This is a genomic window from Rhizobium sp. IY2, assembly GCF_047532935.1.
Taxonomy (GTDB): domain Bacteria; phylum Pseudomonadota; class Alphaproteobacteria; order Rhizobiales; family Rhizobiaceae; genus Rhizobium; species Rhizobium anhuiense.
This window is the reverse complement of sequence record NZ_JBLKNU010000015.1, coordinates 1-26,451: the sequence shown is the minus strand read 5'-3', so window position 1 is coordinate 26,451 and position 26,451 is coordinate 1. Positions and strand designations below refer to the sequence as shown.

At 60.5% G+C, this 26,451-nt stretch carries 32 protein-coding genes and 3 pseudogenes; 26 read left to right on the top strand and 9 right to left on the bottom strand.

All coding sequences use genetic code 11. The features are described from left to right. Nucleotides 1–121 precede the first annotated feature (121 nt). On the bottom strand, nucleotides 122–1,285 hold the full coding sequence (locus ACMUVN_RS30440) for a mandelate racemase/muconate lactonizing enzyme family protein (RefSeq protein ID WP_414815898.1): 1,164 nt from the start codon (nucleotides 1,283–1,285) through the stop codon (nucleotides 122–124). A 222-nt stretch (nucleotides 1,286–1,507) separates the two neighbouring features. On the opposite strand from ACMUVN_RS30440, the gene ACMUVN_RS30435 reads away from it, so the two are divergent. The 3 genes from ACMUVN_RS30435 to ACMUVN_RS30425 all read left to right on the top strand — a co-directional run bounded on the left by ACMUVN_RS30435 (nucleotide 1,508) and on the right by ACMUVN_RS30425 (nucleotide 3,427). Continuing rightward, a complete protein-coding gene (locus tag ACMUVN_RS30435) occupies nucleotides 1,508–2,404 on the top strand; it encodes a LysR family transcriptional regulator (RefSeq protein ID WP_414815897.1) in 897 nt (298 codons plus the stop codon). Nucleotides 2,405–2,456: 52 nt separating this feature from the next. After that, complete coding sequence (locus tag ACMUVN_RS30430; protein ID WP_414815896.1) at nucleotides 2,457–2,801, top strand: antibiotic biosynthesis monooxygenase family protein; 345 nt, start codon at nucleotides 2,457–2,459, stop codon at nucleotides 2,799–2,801. Between the two features lie 140 nt (nucleotides 2,802–2,941). Then, nucleotides 2,942–3,427 (top strand): hypothetical protein, encoded by a 486-nt coding sequence (locus ACMUVN_RS30425; protein ID WP_414815895.1) that lies wholly within the window; start codon nucleotides 2,942–2,944, stop codon nucleotides 3,425–3,427. Between the two features lie 107 nt (nucleotides 3,428–3,534). On the opposite strand, the gene ACMUVN_RS30420 is transcribed toward ACMUVN_RS30425, so the two are convergent. The 5 genes from ACMUVN_RS30420 to ACMUVN_RS30400 all read right to left on the bottom strand — a co-directional run bounded on the left by ACMUVN_RS30420 (nucleotide 3,535) and on the right by ACMUVN_RS30400 (nucleotide 6,815). Then, a complete protein-coding gene (locus ACMUVN_RS30420) occupies nucleotides 3,535–3,981 on the bottom strand; it encodes a hypothetical protein (protein WP_244604795.1) in 447 nt (148 codons plus the stop codon). A 102-nt stretch (nucleotides 3,982–4,083) separates the two neighbouring features. After that, nucleotides 4,084–4,680 (bottom strand): AAA family ATPase, encoded by a 597-nt coding sequence (locus ACMUVN_RS30415; RefSeq protein ID WP_063476702.1) that lies wholly within the window; start codon nucleotides 4,678–4,680, stop codon nucleotides 4,084–4,086. A 108-nt stretch (nucleotides 4,681–4,788) separates the two neighbouring features. After that, a complete protein-coding gene (locus tag ACMUVN_RS30410) occupies nucleotides 4,789–5,670 on the bottom strand; it encodes a dienelactone hydrolase family protein (RefSeq protein ID WP_414815894.1) in 882 nt (293 codons plus the stop codon). A 576-nt stretch (nucleotides 5,671–6,246) separates the two neighbouring features. Then, the gene (locus ACMUVN_RS30405) at nucleotides 6,247–6,570 is read right to left on the bottom strand and encodes a BrnA antitoxin family protein (protein ID WP_414815893.1); all 324 of its coding nucleotides are present in this window, start codon (nucleotides 6,568–6,570) and stop codon (nucleotides 6,247–6,249) included. Continuing rightward, nucleotides 6,567–6,815: a BrnT family toxin gene (locus ACMUVN_RS30400; RefSeq protein WP_414815931.1), complete on the bottom strand. Its 249-nt coding sequence runs from the start codon at nucleotides 6,813–6,815 to the stop codon at nucleotides 6,567–6,569. The genes ACMUVN_RS30405 and ACMUVN_RS30400 overlap by 4 nt, the downstream gene beginning before the upstream one ends. 193 nt (nucleotides 6,816–7,008) lie before the next feature. On the opposite strand from ACMUVN_RS30400, the gene ACMUVN_RS30395 reads away from it, so the two are divergent. The 7 genes and pseudogenes from ACMUVN_RS30395 to ACMUVN_RS30365 all read left to right on the top strand — a co-directional run. Beyond that, the gene (locus ACMUVN_RS30395; protein WP_414815892.1) at nucleotides 7,009–7,245 is read left to right on the top strand and encodes a spike base protein, RCAP_Rcc01079 family; all 237 of its coding nucleotides are present in this window, start codon (nucleotides 7,009–7,011) and stop codon (nucleotides 7,243–7,245) included. 21 nt (nucleotides 7,246–7,266) lie between these two features. Next, on the top strand, nucleotides 7,267–7,737 hold the full coding sequence (locus ACMUVN_RS30390) for a hypothetical protein (protein ID WP_063476572.1): 471 nt from the start codon (nucleotides 7,267–7,269) through the stop codon (nucleotides 7,735–7,737). After that, complete coding sequence (locus ACMUVN_RS30385; protein WP_414815891.1) at nucleotides 7,703–9,274, top strand: terminase; 1,572 nt, start codon at nucleotides 7,703–7,705, stop codon at nucleotides 9,272–9,274. The genes ACMUVN_RS30390 and ACMUVN_RS30385 overlap by 35 nt, the downstream gene beginning before the upstream one ends. Beyond that, the gene (locus tag ACMUVN_RS30380) at nucleotides 9,274–11,433 is read left to right on the top strand and encodes a hypothetical protein (protein WP_414815890.1); all 2,160 of its coding nucleotides are present in this window, start codon (nucleotides 9,274–9,276) and stop codon (nucleotides 11,431–11,433) included. The genes ACMUVN_RS30385 and ACMUVN_RS30380 overlap by 1 nt, the downstream gene beginning before the upstream one ends. Nucleotides 11,434–11,446: 13 nt before the next feature. Beyond that, the gene (locus ACMUVN_RS30375) at nucleotides 11,447–11,758 is read left to right on the top strand and encodes a hypothetical protein (protein ID WP_414815889.1); all 312 of its coding nucleotides are present in this window, start codon (nucleotides 11,447–11,449) and stop codon (nucleotides 11,756–11,758) included. A gap of 85 nt (nucleotides 11,759–11,843) precedes the next feature. Further along, nucleotides 11,844–12,881 (top strand): hypothetical protein, encoded by a 1,038-nt coding sequence (locus ACMUVN_RS30370; protein WP_414815888.1) that lies wholly within the window; start codon nucleotides 11,844–11,846, stop codon nucleotides 12,879–12,881. Between the two features lie 15 nt (nucleotides 12,882–12,896). Beyond that, nucleotides 12,897–13,091 (top strand): annotated as a pseudogene (locus ACMUVN_RS30365) (phage major capsid protein); the annotation flags it as partial. Here ACMUVN_RS30365 and ACMUVN_RS30360 read toward each other — a convergent pair. Next, nucleotides 13,092–13,388 carry an HNH endonuclease gene (locus ACMUVN_RS30360; protein ID WP_414815930.1) on the bottom strand — a complete coding sequence of 99 codons (297 nt, stop codon included), beginning with the start codon at nucleotides 13,386–13,388 and terminating at the stop codon, nucleotides 13,092–13,094. Between the two features lie 740 nt (nucleotides 13,389–14,128). Here ACMUVN_RS30360 and ACMUVN_RS30355 point away from each other — a divergent pair. From ACMUVN_RS30355 to ACMUVN_RS30315, 9 genes and pseudogenes are all read left to right on the top strand, one after another. Then, a pseudogene (locus tag ACMUVN_RS30355) lies at nucleotides 14,129–14,905 on the top strand (phage major capsid protein); the annotation flags it as partial. A 21-nt stretch (nucleotides 14,906–14,926) separates the two neighbouring features. Then, nucleotides 14,927–15,712, top strand: coding sequence for a hypothetical protein (locus ACMUVN_RS30350; protein WP_414815887.1), 786 nt, complete (start codon nucleotides 14,927–14,929; stop codon nucleotides 15,710–15,712). A 218-nt stretch (nucleotides 15,713–15,930) separates the two neighbouring features. Further along, a complete protein-coding gene (locus tag ACMUVN_RS30345; RefSeq protein WP_414815886.1) occupies nucleotides 15,931–16,512 on the top strand; it encodes a hypothetical protein in 582 nt (193 codons plus the stop codon). Nucleotides 16,513–16,528: 16 nt separating this feature from the next. Further along, a complete protein-coding gene (locus ACMUVN_RS30340) occupies nucleotides 16,529–17,236 on the top strand; it encodes a hypothetical protein (protein WP_414815885.1) in 708 nt (235 codons plus the stop codon). Next, nucleotides 17,233–19,056, top strand: coding sequence for a hypothetical protein (locus tag ACMUVN_RS30335; RefSeq protein WP_414815884.1), 1,824 nt, complete (start codon nucleotides 17,233–17,235; stop codon nucleotides 19,054–19,056). Before ACMUVN_RS30340 ends, ACMUVN_RS30335 begins: the two co-directional genes overlap by 4 nt. Next, on the top strand, nucleotides 19,053–19,469 hold the full coding sequence (locus ACMUVN_RS30330) for a GNAT family N-acetyltransferase (RefSeq protein ID WP_414815883.1): 417 nt from the start codon (nucleotides 19,053–19,055) through the stop codon (nucleotides 19,467–19,469). Before ACMUVN_RS30335 ends, ACMUVN_RS30330 begins: the two co-directional genes overlap by 4 nt. Next, nucleotides 19,435–20,439 carry a tail fiber domain-containing protein gene (locus tag ACMUVN_RS30325; protein ID WP_414815882.1) on the top strand — a complete coding sequence of 335 codons (1,005 nt, stop codon included), beginning with the start codon at nucleotides 19,435–19,437 and terminating at the stop codon, nucleotides 20,437–20,439. Before ACMUVN_RS30330 ends, ACMUVN_RS30325 begins: the two co-directional genes overlap by 35 nt. Beyond that, nucleotides 20,439–20,744 (top strand): hypothetical protein, encoded by a 306-nt coding sequence (locus ACMUVN_RS30320; RefSeq protein ID WP_414815881.1) that lies wholly within the window; start codon nucleotides 20,439–20,441, stop codon nucleotides 20,742–20,744. Before ACMUVN_RS30325 ends, ACMUVN_RS30320 begins: the two co-directional genes overlap by 1 nt. 278 nt (nucleotides 20,745–21,022) lie before the next feature. Beyond that, complete coding sequence (locus tag ACMUVN_RS30315; protein WP_414815880.1) at nucleotides 21,023–21,661, top strand: hypothetical protein; 639 nt, start codon at nucleotides 21,023–21,025, stop codon at nucleotides 21,659–21,661. Nucleotide 21,662: 1 nt separating this feature from the next. Here the strand turns inward: ACMUVN_RS30315 and ACMUVN_RS30310 are convergent, their stop codons facing one another. Next, a complete protein-coding gene (locus ACMUVN_RS30310; RefSeq protein ID WP_414815879.1) occupies nucleotides 21,663–22,016 on the bottom strand; it encodes a hypothetical protein in 354 nt (117 codons plus the stop codon). Between ACMUVN_RS30310 and ACMUVN_RS30305 the strand changes: the two genes are divergently transcribed. Together ACMUVN_RS30305 and ACMUVN_RS30300 are read left to right on the top strand one after the other, a co-directional pair. After that, nucleotides 22,001–23,098 (top strand): hypothetical protein, encoded by a 1,098-nt coding sequence (locus ACMUVN_RS30305; protein ID WP_414815878.1) that lies wholly within the window; start codon nucleotides 22,001–22,003, stop codon nucleotides 23,096–23,098. The two genes, ACMUVN_RS30310 and ACMUVN_RS30305, sit on opposite strands and share 16 nt — an antisense overlap. A gap of 189 nt (nucleotides 23,099–23,287) precedes the next feature. Next, the gene (locus ACMUVN_RS30300; RefSeq protein ID WP_414815877.1) at nucleotides 23,288–23,494 is read left to right on the top strand and encodes a hypothetical protein; all 207 of its coding nucleotides are present in this window, start codon (nucleotides 23,288–23,290) and stop codon (nucleotides 23,492–23,494) included. On the opposite strand, the gene ACMUVN_RS30295 is transcribed toward ACMUVN_RS30300, so the two are convergent. Further along, on the bottom strand, nucleotides 23,491–24,102 hold the full coding sequence (locus ACMUVN_RS30295) for a pseudaminic acid biosynthesis-associated methylase (RefSeq protein WP_414815876.1): 612 nt from the start codon (nucleotides 24,100–24,102) through the stop codon (nucleotides 23,491–23,493). The two genes, ACMUVN_RS30300 and ACMUVN_RS30295, sit on opposite strands and share 4 nt — an antisense overlap. Nucleotides 24,103–24,197: 95 nt before the next feature. Between ACMUVN_RS30295 and ACMUVN_RS30290 the strand changes: the two genes are divergently transcribed. The 5 genes and pseudogenes from ACMUVN_RS30290 (at nucleotide 24,198) to ACMUVN_RS30270 (ending at nucleotide 26,377) form a co-directional block, all read left to right on the top strand. Beyond that, nucleotides 24,198–24,431 carry a hypothetical protein gene (locus ACMUVN_RS30290; protein WP_414815875.1) on the top strand — a complete coding sequence of 78 codons (234 nt, stop codon included), beginning with the start codon at nucleotides 24,198–24,200 and terminating at the stop codon, nucleotides 24,429–24,431. Then, nucleotides 24,421–24,885, top strand: coding sequence for a lysozyme (locus tag ACMUVN_RS30285; protein ID WP_414815874.1), 465 nt, complete (start codon nucleotides 24,421–24,423; stop codon nucleotides 24,883–24,885). The genes ACMUVN_RS30290 and ACMUVN_RS30285 overlap by 11 nt, the downstream gene beginning before the upstream one ends. Then, entirely contained in the window at nucleotides 24,885–25,244 is a 360-nt protein-coding gene (locus ACMUVN_RS30280; RefSeq protein WP_414815873.1) for a hypothetical protein, read from the top strand. The genes ACMUVN_RS30285 and ACMUVN_RS30280 overlap by 1 nt, the downstream gene beginning before the upstream one ends. 38 nt (nucleotides 25,245–25,282) lie before the next feature. Continuing rightward, nucleotides 25,283–25,485: pseudogene (locus tag ACMUVN_RS30275) on the top strand (hypothetical protein). Between the two features lie 52 nt (nucleotides 25,486–25,537). Further along, nucleotides 25,538–26,377, top strand: a complete 840-nt coding sequence (locus tag ACMUVN_RS30270; protein WP_414815872.1) for a hypothetical protein — start codon at nucleotides 25,538–25,540, stop codon at nucleotides 26,375–26,377. Nucleotides 26,378–26,451: the final 74 nt, after the last annotated feature.

The window sequence follows — 26,451 nt, the reverse complement described above, 5'->3', positions numbered from 1 at the left end:
CTCGGATTGGTGTCGGAAGGAGAGGGGCTGTGTTCTGGATTACGCCCGGATTGGTCTGGCATCAAGCCGGCTGGGAGCAAAGATGGTTCGCTTCATATCCTGTGGCAGGGCGGGCATATTTTCATTCAGCCAATTCGCGCATGACCTTGATCAGCTCCGACTTGCCTTCGAAGCCGATGCCCGGCAGCTCGGGCATCAGGATATGGCTATCGACCACCTCGACGCCATCGGGGAAGCCGCCATAGGGCTGGAACAGATCGGGATAGCTTTCGTTGCCGCCGAGGCCGAGCCCGGCGGCAATGTTGAGCGACATCTGGTGGCCGCCATGCGGGATGCAGCGCGACGGCGACCAGCCGAACTGACGCAGCACGTCTAGCGTTCGCAAATATTCGACCAAGCCGTAGGAAAGGGCGCAGTCGAACTGCAGGTAATCGCGGTCCGGCCGCATGCCGCCGTAACGCAGCAGGTTGCGGGCATCCTGATGGGAGAACAGGTTTTCGCCGGTCGCCATCGGTGCGTCGTAAAATTCCGAGATGGCGGCCTGCAAAGCGTAGTCCAGCGGATCGCCGATCTCCTCGTACCAGAACAGCGGATAGTCGCGCAGCATCTTGGCATAGGCGATGCCGGTCTCGAGATCGAAGCGCCCGTTGGCGTCGACCGCAAGCTGCGCCTGCGAATCGATCTCCTCCAGCACGGCTTCGATGCGGCCCCGGTCCTCGTCGATCGACGCGCCGCCGATCTTCATCTTGACGACGGTATAGCCGCGGTCGAGATAGCTCCGCATCTCCGCCCGCAGAGCGCTGTTGTCCTTGCCGGGGTAGTAGTATCCGCCGGCGGCATAGACGAAGACCTTCGGGTTGGCCTCCCGGCCTTTCATCTCGGCGAGAAGACGAAACAGCGGCTTGCCCTCGATCTTGGCCACTGCGTCCCAGACCGCCATGTCGATGGTACCGACGGCGACCGAGCGCTCGCCGTGGCCGCCGGGCTTCTCGTTGGTCATCATCCTCGCCCAGACCTTGTGCGGATCGAGATTGCTGCCGGCGTCGTTCATCAGGCTTTCGGGTGCTGCTTCGAGGATGCGGCCCCTGAAGCGCTCGCGGATCAAGCCGCCCTGGCCGTAGCGGCCGTTGGAGTTGAAGCCATAACCGACGACGCGGCGCCCATCCTTGACGACATCGGTGACGACGGCAACCAGGCTGGCGGTCATCTTGCTGAAATCGATATAGGCGTTGCGGATCGGCGAAGCGATCGGCTTCGTGACTTCGCAAATGTCGATGATGCGCATGACAGGCTCCATTCCCTTCGCCGAAGGCTGGTGATGACGATGGCTTCATTTTGATGCGCGGCGGTCGGCGCGTCCAATGCCGATGCGGGTTCTATCAGTGCCGTTTCGGCATCATTACTTTGCTCAAACAGGCAGGGAACCGCAAAGAAACATTGATTTATCAGGCGCTATGCCGTTCTTTCAGTGTTCACATGGCACTGAAACCGTCAAAGGAAACCTTCCGTGGAGACCGCATGGCTCGCCGACCTCCAGGCTCTTGCCGAAACGCTGAACTTCTCGAGAGCGGCAGAACGGCGCAACATCACCCAGCCTGCCTTCGGTCGCCGCATCAAGGCGCTGGAAGAATGGTGCGGGTGGGAATTGGTCGATCGCTCGACACACCGGCTGAAGCTGACGCCGGCGGGAGAGCTGATGCTGGAGGCGGCGACCGATATCACCGCAAGGCTGGAACGCGCCGCCCGGGATCTCGCGCAGATCAAGGCGGCGACATCGACCGTCACCTTCGCCGCCACCCACGCGCTCTCCTTCATCTTTTTCCCCTCCTGGATTCAAGGATTGGGGCACAGCGCCGCCGCCATGCCCATCCGGCTGCTCTCGGACAATATGAACGAATGCGAGAAGATCATGCTGGAAGGGCGGGCCCAGTTCCTGCTGTGTCATTACCAGGAAAACAGCGGCATCCGCCTGGACAGGCAAAACTATCGCCATGTCGTGCTCGATACCGACCGGCTCGTCCCGGTCTGCGCCCGAAAGAAGGACGGAGAGCCGCTTTACAGCCTCTCCGGGACGACGGGCGTTCCGCTTCTCGCCTTCGAAGAAAAGTCCGGCATGGGGCGCATCCTGGCTGCAAACCTTTCCCAGCGCATGCAGTCGCTGCGTCTCGACACGGTGTTCACCTCACACCTCGCCATGGCCCTGAAGGCGCTGGCGATCGAGGCAAAGGGCGTTGCCTGGATTCCGCTGAGCCTTGCAAAGGACGAGACAGGCCCCGGCGGCCGGCTCGCCTTCGCCGGGTCTGGGGAGTGGGCCGTCGATGTGCAGATCGTCCTGATGAGGCCGCGGGCGCGCATGACCGAAATCGCCGAGAGCTTCTGGACCCTGGTCTGCAGCAGGGATTGACCTGACGGCGCATGGTGCAATGATCCGTGTGGATCAGCAACGAGAGGTTGGCATGTCGATCGCTACCTTGCCTGCGCCACCCTATTACGTCGTCTGCTTCTCATCGCAACGAACCGAGGTCGAAGACGGCTATGGCGACGTCGGCGCTGCGATGGTGGAGCTGGCGAAGCAGCAACCCGGCTTCCTGGGTTTCGAAAGCGCCCGCCGTGCCGACGGTTTCGGCATCATCAACTCTTATTGGCGGGACGAGGAAAGCATCCGGGCCTGGAAAGCGGTTGTCGATCACGTCGAGGCGCAACGCCGGGGCCGGACTGACTGGTATAGGCGCTATGAAATCCGCGTCGCCCTCGTTCAAAGAGCTTATGGATTCGAAGCGGATATCGCCAAACCGCGATGATCCTTGCCCCGCCATCGGCCGCAGGTATGGATCCCAGGCTCGGGCCTGGGATGACGGAGGGTGGGGGTGCGAAGGGGCTTGTTGACTGTGTTGCCAACACAGGGTTGTATCGAGTGTCGACGCAGGAGGTACGGGCGCGGATGAACTTCGTGAGATTTATTGGCTTATTGGCGTCGCTGGCATGGATTGTTTACGGGCCGTCGGCCAATGCCGGCTCCTTGGGTGATGCGACTTTTAAGAACATCCCAATTGGCCAAGCAGCGAAGTTGTCGGATCTATCGTCCTTTGATGCTCAGGCGGTTTGCCTGCTTCAGCCTTACCAAGACCGACTGTCTTCCAAAGACGCGTTCGCCGCCAGAGTGAACATGTATCTCGTCGCGAACGACTACGTTGCGGATGAGGGCCATTTTGCATTCGTGCTCGTTGGGAAGGAAACAATCGAGCTCGCCCCGTTCAAACGGTCCCAAAAGCTTGATGTCTTGGCAAGGCACGAGATTTCCTCATCGGTCGAGGAGATGTTGCCGAAGGGTTTTGCGCCGCACGACTGCGCCAGCGGTCAATCTGCAGGCTTTGTGAAGATCGGACTGCGCGCAAGAACCTATGTCGTGCTTGGTGAACTGCGCTAGGCACGCAACCGCTGACACGATCCGGTATTTTGATTCGATGGGATGTGACTGAGATAGCCGGCGAGGATCTCCCGCCGGAGGCAGGTTTGGGGATGAAGGTCTCGACCTCACCCTCCGTCTTCCTCGGGCTTGAGCCGAGGATCCAAGCTGGCCTCCACCAGCCACGGGCATTGCACCGCAAGGTAGTTCATAGGAACGAGGCGGCTATGCAGATCGGGGCCATCTGGTTGCCCAGGATCATAGAAGATGCCGTTATCGGCGTCATAGAGGATGAAGTGGTCTCCTTCGACATGGACTACCGCTACCCCGCAAACATCGCCCCAGCTCTCCGCTTTGCGTAATCCGCCAGTCTGCCAGCCCAACTCGCTCAGGACGCCGCGCAGTTCTTTCCAGGTTGTGTAATGATTGGTCTGAACGCCCCAATCGATCATGCTGGCAATTTGGTCGTAGGGTTTGCCCGTCAACATCTGCAAGACGAAAACGCCGCAGCCATCATCCCTTGGACATTGCGTAACAAATTCGAAGCGGACCTTATCGGCTGCGGGTTGTGTCAATGTTCAGTTCCTGCGGGTTAGGTGTCGGACGGCGCCTTGAGTATCGACTCCCATGACACCCACGTAGCTGGTTGCTTCGAATTGCCTTCCGTGGACATTCAACTAAACGTTTGACGGGGCGGTCTCGATGCTGTTGGTAAGTGACTTTAGAGCGTGCTGCCAAATTGCGGCTGCACTCTCTGGCGGCGGCGTGGATGTGACGTCCAAGACCAGGGTGTTGGGATGCTTCGGATCAAAAACCTTGTCCCGCCGGCTTCTCTCCCTGGAGGCTTGCGCATCGGTCGCTTTCAGATCGTTGCGGCGCGCGGGCATGGAGATACGGCGTGCCAGCTCATCTTCGTCGCAGAGCAGTCTCACGGGTACCAGGACAGCCCCGCAGCGTTGAGCGGCATCGTCGAACTGCTGGTAGGTGCGAAGACTGCGCTGATCACCATCCCGGCCGGCATGCGTGAAGATGAAGTTGGCGGAAGGGCCGGTGTATTCGGCAATTGCATCCAACACGGTTTGCCGAATTCGTCCCGTATAATCCCATATTCCTTCAGGAAGGTGGCCCGTTCCATCATCGTCCAGGAGACGCAGAACCGGGTTGTTGAACCAGTGATTGTCGATGACTTTCGCCGAGGACAGGCTTTGCAACTCCCTTGCGATCGTCAGTTTTCCAACGCCCGGAAAACCTATCAGCAAAATAAAGATACGCATCATCCTATGCCTTCAGGTGCCGAGGGATCATGTGAGGCGCAGAATAGGCGATATACCGAATGCCGCAATGAGTGCTCATCGGATGCCACAGCAGACAGACTTCGGGCTTTAGTTCGACAGGTAGGTTTGAAGGAATGTGCGAACGCTGCGGATGGACTTTCCTGCGGCGTCCGGATTGTATTTTTCGATGTGACCCAGCACCCGCCTTCCCACCTTAAACTCCGGGGCGTCGAAATCGTGATAGGTACCCTTGTAGATATTGAGCTCGATGGGTGGGCTGGCGTCACTCAGCTTGGCAAGCCTCTTCCGGCATCGGTCGGCCGGGCTCCAATTGTCTCGGTCGCCGGTTAAAATCAGGATCGGCACCGTCGCATCGCCCTGCGTTGCCGCGCAGAGGGGATAGTAGGCAACCGCTGCGGTGAACTTGCGGTCCATCAGCTGTTCGTTGCCTTCGATTTTCGTTCCCTCCAGCGTCGCCGTGCCGCCCGTTGAAAAGCCCATCAAGGCGACGCGCCTGATATCGACAAAGCTTTGTTGCGATAAAAAATTCAAAGCCCCATAGGCGTCGAAGACACGATCGGGGAGATGGCTTTGACACGGGTCCTCGATGTTGCGGGTGGCGAAGCTATCGACGACCAGCACGACATAACCCCATGCGACCAGCCGTTTCGGCCAAAGGTCCTTGACGCTCAACCGCATGCCCTCGCATCCATGCAGGAGGACGACCGCCGGGAAGGGGCCATCACCGCCGGGGCGGGACAGATATCCCAGCAACGGCGTGCCCGGCGGTTGCGAAAGAATTTCTCCCTGTTCTCGCGCCTTGCTTATTCGAAAGGGGCTTAGCTTGACGGGCGCGCTTTCGAAGTGAACCAGTTCGTCGGCATCAGCTGGGTTCCCAGCGAACGTGACGCTGAGAAAAGCGACGAGGCAAAGAAAAAGTCTCGTGGTTTTCACTGAGCTTCTCCAACGTTGGATCAGCAGCTTGCTCATTATACGCCGGACCTGAAGGCGCGCAAAGCGGGTGGCGTTCGGCTGCCGATTGGGTTGGATTGGGTGGATTAAATTACCGCGCGTCGCAGTCAGAAGCGCTTGATCACCCTCTGGCAGATCGTTTATGACTACCGTAAATCCAAGTTGCGAGATTTGAATCCAGGGGGATGTCGACCAAGTCGGCGCCGCTCTCCGGCCGTATGCGCCATTGGCTAAGGCTTGCGGATTTGCCACACGGCCCACGTCTTGCTCCGTCGTCCTCGGGCTTGACCCGAGGATCTACGTTGGTCTCCACCAGAAGCGAGCATGGATCCCAGGCTCAAGGCCCGGGATGACGGAGAGTGGAGGGACGTTTTGACAAACTTGCCGCTGCAGCGAATGGCATTCTGGCGCCCACTTGATCGAGGCTCGGTTTCGAACTGGCGCGAGACTCACAATTAGCCCTTGATCACCCCCTGGCAGATCATTTATCACTACCGCAAATCCAAGCTGCGAAATTTGAATCCACAGGTGGTGGCGATCAAGCCGGCCCCGCCCTCCGATCGTATGCGCTCCTTGCCAAGGCTTGCGGACCGGTCATTTCTGAAGTCCGGACAGCTTCCTCAGATCATCGTTGATCCTGCTCTGCCATCCTCTTCCGCCTGACCTGTAATGTTCGATCACATCAGGATCGAGGCGGATGGTGATGGTCTGCTTCGTCTGTTCGAGCGCCGGTCGGCCTCTGCCTCTGCGTATCTCGTCGACATGGTCGAAAAATGCATCCGGAAGGATCTCTACCGCCGGCCGGGCCGATGCAAGCTCCTCATCGGTGAGTTCGGGACTATCGACTGCATCCCAATCCTCTTTCGAGTAGCCATTGCCGGGCTGAAATTCTTTCTTGACAGGATATTTAGCGGTCATGAAAGCACCTTCCTTTCAGTGTTGCTGGCTGGGCGAAAGCTGATGATCGAAACGGCCTCGCTGCCAAGCAGCGCATAGACGACGACAGCGGTTCCGTCCTCATAATAGCCGATAGCCTTGAAGCGGCCGCCGTGGCTGGTGGTAATGACGGCATTCTTCCAATCGAAGAAATACACGTCTTCGAAATCGAAGCCATGCTTCTGAAGATTGGCGATCCTCTTTGCTTCGTCCCAGGTGATTTTCATCATTTGTATGTACATTAATTCGCGACGTTATGCAAATAAGTGTACATACAAAAATAAATTCGCTTGGTCGCTGTCCAACCCAAATTCGCCCACAAGCGACGGAGCGACGTCTCTCCTGCGCCCAATATCGCGCGGGGTGGCACCTCTTCACGCCGCCTCAAGATAAAAGCTCGCCCTTTCAAGGAGAACTGCAATGGACGCCTCGATTGCTCCGGCCTCGCGGGCCGCCGCGGTGACGCCGAACGATACCGCCATCGTCGGTGCGCGTGCGCTTTATGTCGGCACGGCGGGGGACGTTGCCATTGCGCCGCGGCGCGACATGGATCCTGTGATTTTCAGGAGCGTGCCGGCCGGGACGATCCTGCCGGTTCATGCCGCCATCGTGGCGCTGACCGGGACCACGGCGTCCAACATCGTCGCGCTTTTTTAGAGAATTCGGCAGCAGCGCCTCATGGGAAGACCGATCAAGTTCAGCCAGGCGATCGCCGAGAAGATCTGCGAGCGCATCGCCGACAGGGAAAGCCTGCGGTCGATCTGCCGGGACGAGGACATGCCGGCGAAATCGACCGTGCTGTCCTGGCTGGCCGACGAGGAGAAGGCGGCGTTTCGGGCGCGCTATGCCCTGGCGCGCGAGATCCTGGCAGACGGCTTCGTCGACGAGATGGTCGAGATCGCCGACGATCGCAGCAATGACTGGATCGAAAAGAAGAACGCCGCCGGCGAAACCACCGGCTGGCAGGAAAATGGCGAGGCGATCCGGCGGTCGCAGCTGCGCATCGCCACTCGCCAATGGGTCGCCGAGAAGCTGAAGCCGAAGAAATATGGCGCCAAGGTCGAGCTCGATCACGGCGTGACCGGCGAGGTTTCGCAGTTGCTGGATGTGATCAATGGCAAAACCCGCGGACTTCCAGACGGCGGTTGACCAGTTTTCCGACTGGCGCTGGCGGCTGAACAACCTCTATTGGATCACCGACAAATCGGGCAAACGCGTCAGGTTCGAAATGAACTGGACGCAGATGACCTTTTTCGAGCAGATGCATTATCTCAACGTGCTGCTGAAAGCCCGCCAGCTCGGTCTCACCACCTTCATCCAGATCTTCATGCTCGATGCCTGCGTCTTCAACCGGGATATCAGGGCCGGCACCATCGCTCATACACTGGGCGACGTGCAGACGATCTTCAGGGACAAGATCAAATATCCCTATGACAATCTGCCGGATGGTATCCGCAACGCCGTGCCTGTCGTCCGAGCCAACCAGACCGAACTGCTGCTTGGCAATAATTCGAGCATCCGCGTCGGCACCTCACTGCGCTCGGGAACGCTGCAATATCTCCATATCTCCGAATATGGAAAGCTTTGCGCGAAATATCCCGACAAGGCGAGGGAGGTCCGCACCGGCGCGCTGAATACGGTGCAGGCCGGCCAGCTGGTCTTCGTCGAAAGCACGGCGGAAGGTCAGGAAGGGCATTTCTACACGCTCTGCGAAGATTCCCAGGTCAAGCAGCGCCAGGCGCTAGAGCTGACCGAACTGGACTTCAAATTCCATTTCTTCCCCTGGTGGAAAGAACCGCAATATTCGATCGCGCCCCAGGGCGTCATCATCACCGATGCTTTCGTCAAATATTTCCGCAATCTGGCCGACCAGGGCATCACGCTGACGGACGGGCAGAAGGCCTGGTACGTCAAGAAGGCCGAAACCCAGCTCGGCGACATGAAGCGCGAATATCCCTCGACGCCGGCCGAAGCGTTCGAGGCGAGCGTCGAGGGCGCCTATTACGCCGATCAGATGGCGGTCGCCGATGCCGAAGAGCGCATCGGGGTTTTCCCGCATGTGGAAGGCTATCCCGTCCACACCATTTCCGACATCGGCATGGACGATACCAACAGCGTCTGGCTGTTTCAGGTGCTGCCTGGCCGTGTCCGGATGATCGGCTATTTCGAGCATACCGGCACCGGCATGGACGGCATGCTCGACGAGCTGGAGCGGCGCGGCGAAGAACATGGCTATGTCTACGGCATCCACAACATGCCGCATGACATCAAGGTCAGGGAATGGACACGCGGCGGCATGACCCGCATCGAGGTCATGCTGAAAGAGGTCAGGGCCCGCGGTCTCGGCACCGTCCGCAAGATCGAGCGCGCCTATGTCCATGACCGCATCAACGGCACCCGGCGCATTCTGGCGAGGATCGAGTTCGATCAGGCCGGCTGCATCCAGGGCATCAAATGTCTCAGAAACTACCGCAAGGATTGGGACGAGGATCTGAGCGTCTTCCGCGACGAGCCTCTGCACAATTGGGCATCGCACGGTGCGGACGCTTTCGGCGGTCTGGCGATCATCTTCACCGGATTGGCGCCTGAACCGCTGAAGCCGCAAGTGAAGAGCCTGCCGACTTTCCAGACGATGACTTTCAACGAATTTGTCGATTCCACCCCGACCTACAGCGAGCGTGTTTGATGGAAGACGAAACAGCGGTTTCAGAGGGCGGGCAGCAATGGGACCTGGCAAAGGTCGGCGCCCGTTGGCAGCAGGAGCTCGAGCGCGCGCAGCGCTATTTCAAGTCCTGGCATGACCGCTGCGTCAAGATCGAGAAGATCTATCTCGACCAGCAGTCGGACCAGACGAATGCGGCCAAGCGTCGGTTTCCGATGCTGTGGGCCAATACCTCGGTGCTGCAGCCGGCCGTCTATGCCCGCGTGCCGCAGCCGGTCGTCGAGCGCCGTTTCAAGGATGCGCAGCCGGTGGCGCGCATGGCCTCGGAACTGGTCGAGCGCAATCTCGCCTATACCGGCGATGAAGCCGATATCGATTCCATCATGCGGGCGGTGCGCGACGATTTCCTGCTCTGTGCCCGCGGCACGGTGTGGCTGCGCTACGAGGCCGATTTCGAGCCGCTCGACATGGGCGTCGAGCCTTCCGCCCCGCCGGCCAGTGGTGGCTTGCCCGAGGGTCTCCTCGGTGGTTTGCCCAGCGGTTTGCCAGGCGACGGCATGGGTGGGAATGGCGGCGCTCCGCCCGAGGTGATCAGCGACGAGCGTGTGTGCATCGACTATGTGCACTGGTCGGATTTCCTGCATTCGCCGGCCCGGCGCTGGAAGGATGTGACCTGGGTGGCGCGGCGCGTTCCGATGACCGACGAGGAGCTGGAGAAGCGCTTCGGCTCCGACGCGATGGCATCGCTCCAGGCACAAGGTGCCGGCAGCAACAAGGGCACCAGCCAGACCGAGCGCGCCGAGAACGAGGGCAAGACCCATGTCTGGGAGATCTGGTGCAAGAGCGAAAACTATACCGTCTGGATCGCCGATGGCGCGCCGGTGGCGCTCGAAGTGTCGGAGCCGCCGCTCGACCTGACGCATTTCTGGCCTTGCCCGCGCCCGGCCTATGGAACGATGTCGACCAGCTCGCTGATCCCGGTGCCCGACTATGTCTATTATCAGCAGCAATGCGACGAGATCGATCTGCTGACGAAGCGCGTCAACAAGCTGACCGATCAGCTGCGCCTGAAAGTATTCTACCCCTCCGGCGACGGCGCAATCTCGCCGGCGATCGAGAAGGCGATGCGGCCTGACAATGACGCGGTGATGGTGCCGATCCCGGAATGGGCGGCTTTTACCGACAAGGGCGGCTCGAAAGCCATCGTGACGCTGCCGATCGACGAGGTGCAGAAGGTCATCATCGCCTGCATACAAGCCCGCAAGCAGCTGATCGAAGACGTCTACCAGATCACCGGCATTTCCGACATCGTCCGCGGCGATACCCAGGCGTCGGAGACGGCGACGGCGCAGCGCATCAAGAGCCAGTGGGGCTCGATCCGCATCCGCGACCGCCAGTCGGAGCTTGCCAGGTTTGCCCGCGACATCATCCGCCTGGCCGGCGAAATCATCTGCGATCAGTTCCAGCCGGAAACTTTGATGCTGGTGAGCGGCATCAAGCTGCCGACAATGGCCGAGAAGCAGCAGGTTCAGCTGCAGATGCAGCAGATGCAGATGGCTGCCCAGCAGGCTGCGGCGCGCGCCGGGCAAATGGGCCAGCCGGCCCAGTCGCCCCCTGAAATGGCGACGCCCGAAATGCCGTCGCAGCTCCAGCAGATGATGCAGCAGCCGACGATCGACGAGGTGGTGCAGCTGTTGCGCAACGACAGCATTCGCGGTTTCCAGATCGACATCGAAACGGATTCGACGATCGAGCCCGACGAGGACGCCGAAAAGCAGCGCCGCATGGAATTCGTGCAGATGGTCGGCGGCTTCCTGCAGCAGGCCGGCGCCATGGCGCAGCAGAACCCGATCCTCGTTCCCGTCATGGTCGAGACGCTGCTCTTTGCCGCCCGCGGCTTCAGGGCCGGCCGCCAGTTGGAAAGCACGCTGGAGCAGGTCGGCGCCAAGCTCTCCGAGGCGGCGACCGCGCCGCAGCAACCGCAGCAACCGCCGCAACCTTCGCCCGAGCAGATGCTCAAGCTGAAAACGGCTCAGGTGAAGGCCGGCGCCGAACAGCGCAAAGCCGAGCTTGGCGTCGCCCAGGCCGAGATCGAGCATCGCGTCGTGGTGGAACAGGCGCGCGGCGAGGCGGCGGCGCAGGCCTTGCAGCAGCTGCAGGCACAGCAGCCGGCCTATCAGTGATTGGAGTTGAAACATGAGAGAACGCTATTGCCGCGTCTGCGGCGGCTGGCACGCACTCGACAAATGGCCGCACAACTGCATGCCGGCTGACAACCTGGCGCAGTCCGATCTGCCGGCGCCGCATTTCGTCAGTGACAGCATCGATATCCAGTCGATGCATGACGGCAGGCATTACACCTCGAAAGCCAAGCTGCGCTCCGCCTATCGGGCGGCCGGCGTGGTCGAGATCGGTAATGAAAAGCCGCAGCCGATCGAGAAGCCGAAGACGGATCGAAAGGCAATCCGCAATGAACTGCGGCGGGTCTACGCCGAATACAACACCTAATGCGTGTCGCCCGGAAGTGTGCAGCGGTTCCGGGATAACGACAAAGACCTAGCGGGCATCAATCCCCGAAAAAGGAACTTTCCCAATGGATATGGAAGACCTGAACGAGGCCGGCAACGGCAGCGAAGATTTTGGCGCGTTCGATGAGAAGTCCTTGAATGAAAGGCCGGTCAGCATCCGCGACAGCCTGAAGGCGGCAATCGACACCGTCGAAGGCAATGGACCTGGCGATATCACCGGCCAGCCGCGCGACGGCGAAAATGGCCGCTTCCTGGCCAAGGGGCAGGAGCAAACCGCTGCCGCCCATCAGACGCCGCAGGCACAGAGCCGAGGGCAGGGCGTTGAACAGCCCGCAGCCATCGGCAGCCGGGTTCCGCCCGGCTGGTCGGCGGAAGCCAAGGCGCAATTTACCAGCCTTCCCGGTGAAGTGCAGGCGGCGATCGCCAAGCGGGAGCAGGAGGTTGATAACGGCTTCCGCGTCCTGCAGGATTACAAGGGGCTCGAGGAATTCACGCCGCTCATCCGCCAGGCCGGCATGACGCATGCAGACGTCATGCGCCGGGCGATCGACTGGGAAAAGGCGCTGATCCACGATCCCGTCAATACCGTCGTTCACGTCGCCAGGATGGCCGGGGTCAATCTTCATGCCCTGGTCAATGGCCAGACGGATCAGGTCCTGCAGCGGAGTTCGCAGCAGGTACAGCCGCAACCTCGACCCATCAATGTCGAGGCGACGGTCGAACATGTTCTCAGGAAAAGGGACACCGAAACTCAAGTCGATGCCTTCCTTTCCGACCCGGCAAACGCGCACGCCGATGACGTTCTCGACGACATGGTCGCCCTTATCAACGCAGGGCGGGCATCATCGCTTCAGGACGCCTACGACGCCGCATGCTGGATGCGCCCGGACATTCGCCGGCAGTTGATCAGCCAGACTGCGCAGGCGCCTATCCACCAACAGCAAGCCCAGAGGGCCGCAGCGGCAGATCAAGCCCGCCGCGCCTCGCGATCCATCTCTGGATCTTCCGCCCCGGGCCCGACCCGCGATGCGGCAAGAGGCCAGCCCACTTCAATCCGAGACTCGCTTCGCGACGCCATGCGCTCCGCGCGCGGTCAAGTTTGATCAAAGGAATGATCAATGCCCATTTCGCCCAACCTCTCTGAAATCGTGACCACGACGCTGCGCAACCGCAGCGGCACGGTCGCCGACGACGTGACGAAGAACAACGGTCTTCTCACCCGTCTGAACAGCCGCGGCCGCAAGAAGCCCATCTCCGGCGGCCGCACCATCGTTCAGGAACTGCAGTACCAGGAAAACAGCACCTTCAAGCGGTTAACTTTTGCAGCCGCCGCCTGAGGTTTGCTTGCGTGCCAAAAGCCTGTCCGTCGTGGCAGCTTTGATATTGTTGCAGCGACCGCATAGCGTTTGAGCATTCTCTTGAACGTTTGTACCACCTGCACAGCAAGGGATTATGTGATCCAGCGTTAGGTTGGAAGTCGAACCGCAATGAGCGCACTCCGTTCCAAGCCACTTCTTTCGCTGCAATGGCGTGAAATTAGTGGTTCGGTATCGGCGCCTAGGGCGCGGCTTCAAGAACTCCTCTTCGGAATATGGCTCAAGTCCCCACATGGACCTGCCATAGGCTGACACGCATTTAGGATCGCCGCAGGTCTTATCGATGTTCCTTTCGATCATCGATTTCTTGCGATATGCCTGATCCCCGCAAACGACACATGTGATTGTTTTGCCCCTTAGATTTTGAGGACGTGGGGCGCTTTTATCGATCAGCTTCAGCCTAAATCCCTCCTGGCGGCAGGGCTCGGAACAAAACCGAGACCGACCCGCCTTGATGTCGCTGACGGTTCGATAGAAGCCATTCCCACACGCCTCGCAGACAAGGGTCGAGCCTCGCGTCTTTTTAGCTCCGATCGAACCATCTGAACGGGCTTTGCCGACACAGGCTCTGGAGCAGAACTTAGAAGATGTTCCGTTGGCTTCCGCATAGCGGATCGCCGAAGGCCATTTCTCGAAAGAAGCTCCGCAATACTCACATGTCAAAGTGATCTTTGGCACGTATTACCTCAGGTGAAAAACCGGGTTAATTCGGGGGAAACCATCGCCAATCAGATGTTGTGTTCTAATAATAGCATCTGAATCAAAATGATGGCAATCCCGAACCAAGCCGCATATGTAGCAATCCTATGGATTGTGAGGGATGCGGAAGGTCGAACGACTAGGCAGTGACGAAAGAATAATCTGCCCACGAAATCCCGGCCCATAGCAAATGGGAAGATATAGTCTGAGCTTCACTGAGTTGGCGCAAGGTGAAGAAGCAGGGGATAAAGAGCCTCTGCGATAACAGAACTGACTCTGGTTACGATATCCTGAACGTCCAGCCATCCGACGTCATCACCGCCGCCGAATACGATCTCAAGCAGGCCGCGGTCGCCGTCTCCATGTCGGGTCTCGAACAGCTGCAGAATTCGGGCGAGGATGCGATCCTCGATCTGCTCGAGCAGCGCATCGAAAACGCCGAGACCACGCTGAAGAACAACATCGCCCTCGACTGCTATTCCGATGGCACCGCTGATGGCGGGCGGCAGATCGGCGGCCTGCAGCTGCTGATCTCGACCTCTCCGACCTCCGGCACGGTCGGCGGCATCTCGCGCGCCACCTGGGGTTTCTGGCGCAACCAGAAATTCTCGGCCTCGGCCGATGGCGGGGCGGCCGCCACCAATGCCAACATCCAGAGCTACATGAACCGGCTCTATATGTCCTGCGTTCGCGGCTCCGACGCGCCCGATCTCGTCGTCGCCGACAACAACTTCTTCCGCCTCTACTGGGAATCGCTGCAGGCGATCCAGCGCATCACCTCGGCGGACAAGGGCATGTCCGGCTTCCAGTCGCTGCAATACATGGGCGCCGACGTGATCTTCGACGGCGGCTTCGGCGGCGGCGCGCCTGTTAATCAGATGTTCTTCCTGAACACCAAGTACCTGTTCTACCGCCCGCACCGCGACCGCGACATGGCGCCGATCGGCGACGAGCGCATGAACACCAACCAGGACGCCTTCGTGCAGCTCATGGGCTTCGCCGGCAACCTCACCATGAACAACGCCTTCCTGCAGGGCGTGTTGTTCGCCTAAGTCGAGAAAGGATCAACTCCAATGACCATCGCAACTTCCCAGACCGATCGTCTTGGCGCGAACCCGTTCGTCGTCGAAGGCCCGATCGTTTCCGGCTCCGGTATTCCCGGGCCGAACTTCGCCCTCGGCGCGGTTGCCGGCGGCGACCGTGAATCCGAATGGGTCTATTGCCAGCTCGTGCTGGCCTCGCAGACGACCCTTCAGCCCGGCCAGTGGTTCCAGTGGACCCGGGATTATGTCGCCTCGCTGCTGACCACGGCCGCTGCCGTCGTCGGCCAGCGCTGCGGCATCTTCTCGGGCGCCGCCCAGCCGCCGACGCTGACCGGCGGCCCGGTCGGTGCCATCTCGCTTGCACCAGGCACCTATTACCTCTGGCTGCAGCGCAACGGCCAGGCGCCGTCGCAGGTGGCGACCGCCACGGCGGCCCTCGTCGTTGCCGAAACCACCACCACGGCAGGCCAGGCGAGCGCCCCGGCCTCGGCCACGGCAACTACCAAGGCCATTGCCAACGTCAACTTTGCGGCGGCCAACCAGACGTTCACGGCAACCACGGTCAACGGCTCCAACCTGCTGACCAGCCTGTCCGGCCTCAACGCCGGTTCCGGCCCGTTCATCGGTGCAGCTGTCGCGGGCACCGGGATTGCAGGCGGCACGACGATCTCGGGCATCACCTACAACCCGAACGGCGTCATCCAGAGCATCACCCTCTCGGCCAACGCCACCGCCAACGGCACCGGCGTCACCATCACCGCGACGGGCGTGCTCGAGGCGACGCTGATGCGTCCGTTCCTGTCGAAGGTGAACTAAATCACGTCAACCAACGGGCGCTTCGGCGCCCGTTCGGACTGCTGCTTCTCTTTTGTCATCCGTGGCCTGCCCCTCATCCGGCTGCCGCCACCTTCTCCCCGCTTGCGGGAGAAGAGACATGCCGCGACCCCGGGTGAGGGGCAGCCACCGGCACGACATCACAGCGGGCGCTTCGGCGTCCATCCCACTTTTCCCCGCCATCAACAGCGAGACACACCATGCCCGACAACAGCACCGGAATTTATGCCTCCTTCAGCCTCGAACCGGTCGAGCAGACCTTTCTGACGGAGAAGGAAGGCCGGCCGATTTTCGCTGACAAGGAATTCGTCCGCATCTTCATCTCAGGCGACAAGCACACCGAAGTCTATCGCGAGGTTACCGAAAACGACAAACAGCGCTTTTCCGACGCTTATAAGCGCTTCAAGGAAGGCGCGGCCGCCCGCGAGCAGCTGACCGGAACGCCGCTGGCGCAATGGCCCTATCTCAAGCCCAGCCAGATCAAGGAGCTGGAGGCGGTCAATATCTATACCGTCGAGCAGCTCGCAGCGCTTTCCGACACCGTCAAGCAGAAGGTCGGCATGGGGGCGAACGAGCTCGTCGCCGCCGCCCGGGCCTATCTTGCCACCGCCGAAAATTCCAGCGCGGCCTCGGCCTTTGCCGCCGAAAACGAACGGCTGAAGGGCGAGGTCACCCGCCTGCAGGAGCAGATGAAGGAGATGGCCTCCCGTTTCGAGGCGCTCGAAAACGAACGCCAGGGCAGCGGCCAGGGCAACAAGTCCCGCGGCCGCGTCGCCGCCTGAACCGGAGATCCCGTGCATGTCGCTCTTGACCATCATTCAGAACGTCTGCGCGGAAATCGACCTCGATCCGCCGACGGCCGTCATGTCCTCGGCGGATCCGCAGATCATGCAGCTGCGCATCCTCTCCACCCGCGCCGGCCGCGACCTGATGCGCGAGCATGATTGGTCCACACTCCTGGTCGACAGGCAATTCACCGCGACCGGCGCTAACCCCGAGCCGACTGAGCCGCCCGCCGACTGGGACCGCTTCGCCACCAATGCGAGGATCTGGAACGCTTCGCGCCTCTGGCAGCTCAACGGCCCCGTCGAGCCGCAGACCTGGCAGCGCCAGACGATCCTGAACTCGAACCCGGTGCCGCAGATCTGGCGCATGTCGGGAGGCAAGCTCGACATCTACCCCAACGCCTCAGGCGAGACGATCGGATACGAATATATCTCCGGCTTCTGGGTGGCGGTGAACGGCGGGGCGACTTATGCCGGCAACTGGGCGAACGATACCGATACGGCGCGTTTCCCCGAAGACCTTCTCGAACTCTCGCTGATCTGGCGCTGGAAGCGGGCCAAGGGCCTCGATTATGGCGAGGAGATCGCCAGTTTCGAGCGATCCAAGGAAGCCGCCATCGGCGCCGACCGCGCCGCAGCGCCCGTCGACCTCTCGCTGCCGGTGAGGGGACAGACGCCGGAAAATTACTGGCCGGGCACAATCGCGGTGGCCAACCCATGACACGCAGACCTGTTCCTCCAAACGGGCGCACCCGCCGCGTTTCGCCAAGCAAAGACTGGATCGCGCCGATCGGCGGCTGGCGAACCGATGTCGAGATGGCAGATATGCCTGCGGATGCGGCGTTTCAGCTCGACAACTTCTTTCCCGAGGCCAACCGGGTGCGCGCCCGCTATGGGTCGCTCGCCTTTTCCACCGGCCTCGGCGGCGACGTGCAGACTGTTATGCCCTATTCGGGCGCCACCAACCGGCTTTTTGCCGCAGCCGGTGACAAGATATTCGACGTCACTGTCGGCGGCGCCGTCGGTGCGCCTGTCGTCTCCGGCATGGCCAGCGCCCATTGGTCAGTGCAGCAATATACCAACCCGGCCGGCCAGGAGTTCCTGCGTCTCGTCAACGGCCTCGACACGCCCTTGCTCTTCAACGGCACCGCCTGGACGAACAATTTTCTTGTCGGCACAGCAACACTTGCCACCCAGAACGTCGCCGTTCGCAACACGCCCTACATGCTGAGCTTCTTCGGCACCGGCTCCGTCACGCTTTCCGGCGCCTTCACCGGCACGCTGAACGGAACTGGTATCAACAACCGGGTGTCGCTCGCCTTCACGCCGGCGGCCGGCACGCTTGTCGTTACCGTTTCGGGCTCGGTCATCAATGCGCAGCTTGAAAAGGGCGCGGTCGTGACACCTTACGTGCCCTCGACGATGATCACGGGCATTTCGGACGCCTCGCTGCTGATCGCGGTGACGGCCTATCGCTCGCGTCTGTGGTTCATCGAGAAGAATTCGACCAATGTCTGGTATCTCGCCACCGATGCCGTCAGCGGCGCGGCGACGCTTCTGCCCGTCGGCGGCAACATGAAATATGGCGGCACGCTGGTTGCGATCAACGTCTGGACCATCCCCGTTTCGACAGGCCTGCAGCAGTGCCTGGTGCTGATCTCCTCGGAAGGTGAGGTGATCGTCTTCCAGGGATCGGATCCTTCGAGTGCTTCCAACTGGGGCCTGATCGGCACTTTCAAGCTCGGCCGGCCGCTCGGCACCGATCGCTGCCTGCTCTCCGTCGGCGCCGATCTGGCGATCATGACGACGGATGGCATCGTGCCGATCAGCAAGGCGGTGCAGCTAGACCGGGGCGCCACCAGCCTCGGCGCGATTACCGCCAAGATCGGCCCGACCTGGCGCGAGACCGTGGCGGCGATCGGCACGACGTCCGAGGAGTGGCAGCTTTCGAGCTTTCCGGCGCGGCAAATGGCGATCGTCAACCTGCCGTCCTCCTTCGGCCCCTATCAATATGTCATGAACACCGAAACCGGGGCCTGGTGCCGCTTCGTCGGCATGCCGGCCTCCTGCTGGGCGACATGGCAGGACCGGCTGTTCTTCGGCAGCGCCGACGGCACGGTCCGTGAGGCGGAAACCGGCGCCAACGACAATGGCGTGGCGATCGATGCGCTGATGGTCGGCGCCTGGAGCCGCTACGGCGACGGGCTCTCGACCAAGCTCTCGAAGCTGATCGGGGTGACGGCGCAGATCGGGGTGTCGACGCTGATGTATGCCGGGATCTCCGTGGACTATCAGACCAAGATTCCGACAGCCCTTCTGTCGTCGGTCGAAAACAATGCGGCGGCGAAATGGGGAACGGCGATCTGGGGTGTCGCGAAATTCCCCGGCATTTCGCTCGTCCGTAAATTCGCCTCCGCCGGCGGTGCAGGTTCGGCGCTCGCGCCGACGATCCGCGCGCTGATCTCGGGTTCATCGGGCTCCGTCTCCGAGGCGGCGGTGATCGGCGGCTCCGTGCTTTATGAAAAGGGCGCGCCGATTTGATCGTCTCCGAACCGCGCGAGGAGATCGCGGCCTGGGTCGGGGCCAGGATCGGCGTCACCTTTGATCCGCCTTACACCACGCTCGCCCATGTCGACCGCGGCCGGATCATCGCCGGCTTCGTCTTCAACGTCTGGACCGAACATGACGTCGAGGTTTCGCTTGCCGCCGACCGGCTGACGCTGACGCTGATGCGATCGGTCTTTCACTACGTGGTTCGCCAGCTCGGCTGCCGCCGGGCAACCGCAAGGACCCGCGCCGACAATATCGAGGCCCAGACGGTTCTGGCCCGGCTCGGCGCCCGTCTGGAAGGCCGCCAGCAAGCCTATTTCGGCGACTGCGACGCGCTGCTTTACGCAATCATGAAAGAGGATTTTCCCTATGGTCTCCACGCCGAAGGCCCCGAAGGCGCCTGATCCGACCCAGACCGCAGCGGCGCAGACGGCCACCAACGTCGACACTGCCATCGCCAATGCGGGACTGAGCCACACCAACCAGTACACGCCGGATGGTTCGCTGGAATACAAGATCAGCGGCTACCAGACGATGAAAGACCAGACCGGCAAGACCTATCAGCTGCCGACCTATTCGGCCTATCAGACCTATTCGCCTGAGAATCAGGCGATCTATGACCAGTCACAGCAAACCCAGCTCGGGCTGGCGAAGCTCGCCAACCAGCAGACGGCCAAAGTCTCCGGCATCCTTGGCACCAACGTCGATCTCAGTTCCGGGAACGTTGACAAATACGTTAACGACCATTGGCAGTCAGGCTTCAGCAACCAGTGGGACCGCGATCAGGCAAGCCTCGATCAGAGCCTGGCCGACAAGGGCATCTCGATGGGTTCGGCCGCCTATAACAACGCCATGCGCGATTTTTCGACGCGCAAGCAGGCCGCCTCCGACCAGTATCTCGGAGACATGTATTCCAATGCCCAGAACTCGATCCTGACCGAGCGAAACCAGCCGCTGAACGAGATTTCGGCGCTGATGTCGGGCTCGCAGGTCCACCAGCCGAGCTATGTCAACACGCCGACGACGCAGCTGCCGACCGTCGATCAGGCCGGGCTGATCAACGAAAACTTCAATCAGCAGATGGGCCTCTACAATCAGCAGGTCGCTCGGTCAAATGCGGCGATGGGCGGCCTCTTCGGGCTTGGCGGCTCGCTGCTTGGCGGCTGGGCGAAATCCGACCGGCGGCTGAAGGAAGACATCAACCGCGTCGGCACGCTGGAGAATGGCCTGCCAGTCTACGCCTTCCGCTACAAGGATGGCGGCCCGACCCAGATCGGCCTGATGTCCGATGATGTGCGCAAGACCCATCCGGAGGCGGTGTTCGAACATCCAGACGGCTTCGACCGCGTCGATTACGAAAGGGCGGTGAACTGATGGCATATATCTTCGGCGGCGATACCGGCAAGACGCAGAGCGACATCGACGACCAGCGCAAGCGGCTGGCCTACGCCATGCTGCAGCAGGGCATGGATATGAGCCCGGTGCAATCGCCATGGCAGGGTGCGGCACGGCTTGCGCAGGCGCTGATGGGCGGGCTGGAGATCAGGCAGCAGAATGAGGAGCAGCGGGCAGGGACTACCGAGACCCCCGCCGCGCCGACAGGCACGTCTTCAACTCCGCCGGCAAAATTTCCCGGCTTCCTACCGTCGGTCTTCGGCGGCAAGCGCAGTGTTCCCTGACAACTCATGAGCCTTCGTTGCCGTCTTGAGGCGCCAGCATCCCACTCTCGGTTAGCAGCCATCTTCAACCCCAAATCCGATGAGCGGACCGAGGCTAGCCGCTTCTGAAGGCCATTGCCAACGCGAATGTCCCACCGCGGCAGCGCGCGATAGCGATGCAATTCTGCAAGCGCTGAAGAAGCCGGCGGTCCGCTCCGACCCGTCCTAAAGCTGAGGCAGATCTCCAAGCTGCTGTTCGGAAGCCATGTCGATCCCAACCACCATCCACAGGAGTCGTAATGTCAGACTTTAATAGAACACCGGTTGCACCGCCGAGAAAAGTTGCCGAGCTTAGAAATGACCCTTATGCGGGGCAGTCCGGCGATCTCTCGGTGAACAATGCCCTGCGCGCCATCGCCCGCGGCACGGTCGTCGGTCCCTATCTCGATGAAACGAGCGCTGGGACAGCTGCATTTCTAGCGCCCGTTGCTGACCCAGTGCTGCCTGATTTTTTGTTTCCGCCGCTGCCGGGCCGAACGCTAGGAGAGCGGTATGACAACGCACTCGCTATTCAGCGCGGGATGGATCGGGCCTTCGACGACCAGCATCCCTATATCTCCGAAGCGTTGCAAGGCCTCGGAGGGTTGGCCTCCGAAAGAGTTTTTAAGTTGCCGTCAGGAAGGATGGGCGACATCTTGCTCGGTGCTGCTGAAGGGTTCGGCGACGGGGAAGGTGGTTTCAGCAACCGAGCCGAGGAGGCCTTTCGTGGCGCTGCCAAAGAGGCTTTGAAAGGACTCGGTATGGATGCCTTCAAAAGCCGCAGTATGATGCCGGCGGAAGCCGGTCCCGAAGCTGGTCGCAAAGCCGGCGCGAAGGCTGCTCTTACGCGTGCGCTTCTTAGCGCCCGAGGTCGAAACGGCGGTGGCGGTGGCTGGTAACCTACTCCCGCATATCTTTCCACAAAATAGCCCCGGTGCCATCACGCCGATCAGCATGGCCCCGGGGGGATGAATTTGACAGGCTTAGCGGCTTTCGAAGGCGATCTGGACCGGTATGGCGACCAGCAGCAGTAGCGAGCGTGACCATCAAACCAAGCGCGCCGCCCAAGAGCCAGTTGATGATGCTGACGAAGAATCCCTCGCCGTTCGCCCTCGCCTGCTTTCCTCCACGGATCGGCAGCAGCTGCAGCACGAACGGCGCGCCGACAAGGATATGGGTGGCTACTATACGATTCAAGGCCTCGCAATTCGCGGGGCCTTTTCTTTTGGAGAAGACCAATGCCCAGAAACCCATCAACCGGCGTCTATTCCAAACCCGCCGGCACGACACCTTCCGTCGGTCAGGTCATCGACCCCGTGCCGTGGAATGCGCTGACCACCGACCTCGGCAACGAAATCACCAACTCGCTGCCGCGTGACGGCTCGGCGCCGATGGTGTCGCCATTGAAACTCGCCTCTGGCTCCGCTGCAGCGCCGGGCGTAGGGTTCTCCGCAGATCCGTCGACTGGGATCTATCTCAAGGCGGCCGGCGTTGGTGCGATTGTGGCGACCGGCGTAGAAATCGCCACTTGGTCTGCGGCAGGATTTTCAATCAATGGTGCTCTCACCGTGTCGGGGGCGTTTTCGTATGCGTCTATTTCCGGTGAACCCGAGCGCGGTAAACTCTATGGGCTCACCCTGGCCAATAATTCTGGGGACGCTACCAACGATATCGATGTGGCCTCCGGGTTTGCGGCAAGTGACGGGACAACTCCTTTCGTAATGCAACTCCCATCCGCACTGACCAAGCGCCTTGATGCGGCCTGGGCAGTCGGTTCCGGCAATGGTGGACTCGACACCGGCTCCATTGCTAACACCACCTATCACGTTTGGCTCATCCAGCGATCGGATACCGGCGTTGTGGATGCGCTGTTCTCGACCTCGGCCACGGCGCCGACGATGCCAGCCAATTACGATAGGAAGCGTCGTATCGGTTCTATCCTCCGCAGATCTGCGTCTATCGCCAGGTTCAATCAGTTTGGCGACTATTTCAATCTGTTTACCCAGATCGTAGATTTTGCATCTTCATCCAATTTCCCAACGGCTCTGCTCACCCTGAGTGTCCCTTCGGGGATCGTGGTGCGCCCTCTTCTGGCTTGTCAAGCAGCAACAGGGGCCGGCGGGAACCTGCAAAACAGCATGGGTTCTGGTGCCGCCGGAGGTGTTACCATTACCCCCTACCAGCAGATCGGGCCGAACCAATCGGACTATACAACGATCGATTTCGTCTCCACGAACACGTCATCGCAGATCTATCTCACATCAAGTGTGTCCGGAGTAATTCTGACAAACAGCATCTTTACGGCGGGTTGGGTTGATACGAGAGGGCGAACCTGATGTCATATGTGCGGCGTGAAATAGTGCCATCGTCGGCATCTTCGCAAATCTCCAGGCGGGGTATGCAGAAGAGGAGGTCCCCGACAACCGGGAAGTCGTTGCCTCTCGGACGCCCTCATCCGTACCGTCAGTCGGCGCCAATTCTTCGAACAGGCGGCCGCGGGCGCCGCTATCTCTGAAGACGAGGCGTTGACGGCCGTGACAATGGGCGTAGTGCCCGCGATAATCACGGCATTCATCAGCGCGTTGCCAGCAAACCAGCAATTTGCTGCGAAGATGCTATTCTTGGTTAACGAGTTTGAGCGCTCATCCCAGATGGCCGGCGCTTTCGGCCAAGCGATCGGGATGACGCCACAGCAGATAGACGCATTCTTTGCTGCTGCTGCGGCGCTCTAGCGCTTCTCCATCAGGAACCACGTCAAATCATCTGCCGGGAAAATGTCCCGGTGGTAGATGAATCCGTAGTCCACAAGACTGAGATCGGGGTATAGATCCATCATCTCCCCGGCGAAATCGCGCTTCCACAGCCTACCGTTATGGCCGCGATAGGAAACTTCGACCGGGCTCGGGTTGTAGTACTCGGCAACAAGCACATAGCGGCTGCTGGCTTCATACAGGCGCTTGTAGGCTACCGGCAGCATGTCAGGGTTCAAATGGATCAGAACCCCGGCAGTGAATGCCAGGTCTGTCGGCGCCCAATCGATGGGATCAAACAAGGAAGCATTGGCGGCGGTAATGTCGGGGATGACGTTTAATTGCTTGAAGGCGCTGCCGTTGATTTCGATGGCCTGAAACTCGGCGTTTGGAAGGAGATTTCGCAACGCCAGGATGTTCAACCCAATGTTGGCCCCTAACTCCCTGACCGATTGAACTCGATCGGTGTAGCGCAAGATCTTAGCAAACATGGCGGTCTTCGCTGCGACGACCGCCGGCCCTTGATTGCGGGAGATATAGTTATCTCCAAATTCGCCGGCCCAAAATTCTTCCTGTTCAGTTTCAAACATGATTGCTCTCCCACCGCGATGCACAATTACCGCTTGGGGTTAGTGCATCATGCCTAAGATATCCAGTGTTAAATCCTCGCAATCTGGAGCCTCCCATGCGTCTCGCATCCGACTGGAAGCGCACGCTTCTCTATGCCTATTCGGTTAGGTGGTGGGCAGCGGCATCGCTGATCATCCTTATCGAGCCCTTCGTCGGCCTCCTCGTCGATCTTTCCGACGACTGGAGCATCGACGTCCGTTTTGCCCTCCGGTCCCTCTCGGGGATCTTCGGCCTTCTCGGTATCTGGGCTCGAGTCACCAAGCAAAAGGAATTCGAAGATGGCAAATAGGCTCAAGAAGGGCAGCGCCGCCGCTGCAATGGCTGTTGCGTTGGTAGGTTCTTTCGAAGGCCTTCGCCAGAACGCCTATCCGGATCCTGCCACCCAAGGGCCGCCGTGGACCGTCTGCTACGGCAGCACAAACGGGGTGAAGCCTGGGGATCACAAGACGGTGGAGGAGTGCAAGGCGCTCCTGGCGCTGGAACTGCAGACCTATGCGCGCGGCGTCGAAGGCTGCTTGCGCGTGCCCTTGCCGGATGCGCGCTTCGTGGCGCTGACCTCGTTTGCCTATAATGTCGGCGTCAAGGCCGCGTGCGGCTCCAGCGTCGTCAAACTCATCAACCAAGGCAAAACGGCCGAAGGTTGCGAAGCCCTCCTGAAGTGGAACCGCGCCGCCGGCATCGTCTTTCCGGGCCTTGTCAGGCGCCGGCAGAAAGAACGCGCCTTCTGCCTCGAGGGCATCTGATGTTCTCCATCCTCGACACGCTCAAGATGGGCGCCGGCATCGCCGCCGGCCTGCTGCTCTATCACCTATATGCCGTTTCGATCGGCTATCCCTCGGCGGGCCGGGAGGCGCGCGCCGGCTATGTGCTGCTGGCCGAGAAGGCTGCTGCCGATGCGAGGGCCGCCGAGATGGAGCGCCAGCGCAATGCGGCGTCGCTCGCCAGCGAAGAGCACCGCAAGCGCCTTTTGGCCGTGGAGGTGGCCGAGCAGGCGGCCAGAGACACACTCGAAACCGAGATCCAATCCTATGAGCTTCAGCGGGAAAAGAACCGCGCTTGCGCTGTCACTGCTGCTGATCGTCAGTGGCTACTCCGCCACTGAGCGCTTGCGCAAGGCGGCGGTGGTGAAGGGGCAGGCGGTTGGCCGGCGTAGCGCTGCCGCCTTTGCCCGATGATCTGCGCCGGCAGGAAGCGCTGCGCCTGTCGTGGAAGGCGAACCCGTCATCGCCATCCTCGCCCGCGAGCGGCAGGCGCTCGACCGCGCCAACGCCCGCCAGGGGCGCACCGTTCAATTCTACGATGACATCACCACCAGATATGCGCTACCAAAGCGAACGAACTGATCATTAGGGGTTGAGTGACTTAAGCCCGCGTTGCGGGTTTCCTGGGGTTGATATGCGTGCATTGACTGATCCTTTGACGAGCGCCGCGGTTGCTTTAGCTGGTGCGACAATCCTGTCCACCGCATGGATGACCTCCATCGCCTACGGCCCAATGCCGTTCTGGGATGCGTGGGAGGTTGTCAGTCTCAGCAGGTCTTGGGGCAAGCTTTGGTCATTGCACAATGAGCATATGATCACTTTCCCGCGCCTGCTCTACGGGCTGGACACCGTTATAGCGAACGGGACAGGGAAACTGAGCATACTATTTATATGGGTATTTCAGCTCACTTCGGCGGTCCTGATTGTCCGTATGGCTCGCCTTCAAATGTGGGTAGCGATGCCTATCGTAATTTCTCTGATGTTTTGGGGTAGGCATCTGGAAAATCTGAGTTGGTCGTTCCAGGTCGGCTTCATTGGTCTGTGTTTTGTTGCGGTTCTCACCATGTGGCTGTTGCAGCGGACTTCAACGGGTGCGGCCAGTCTAGCTTTGGCGGTAGGGGGAACGGCGGCCTTTTGGTCCCTCAACGGCTTCCTTGTTCCCGTTATCGCGGCGGCCCATTGCATACTGAACAAACGCTATGCGATGGCTGCGGCATTCATCTCGGCACTTATAATTTCTCTGGTCGTATATGTTGTGTCTGGATTTGGTTCGGCGCCTGGTGGGGCGGTCCAATTGCCCAGGTTATCGCATATCGTCGCCGTCGGGCTTGACATCATGGGCAGGCCGTTCGGAGAGTTAATTTTACGCCGCAAAGCTTTCGAAGGTGTGGCAGAGGGCTTAGGATCGTTGATTGGAGCGCTGATCGTCGGAGCGCTGAATGGCCTGCTGCCGGTTTCATGGACATCGAGTTAAGGTGTTCCTCCTGAAACCGGAGAGCATGAATGCAAAGACGAATATTCAGCCGCGAGTACAAGCTTGAGGCTGTG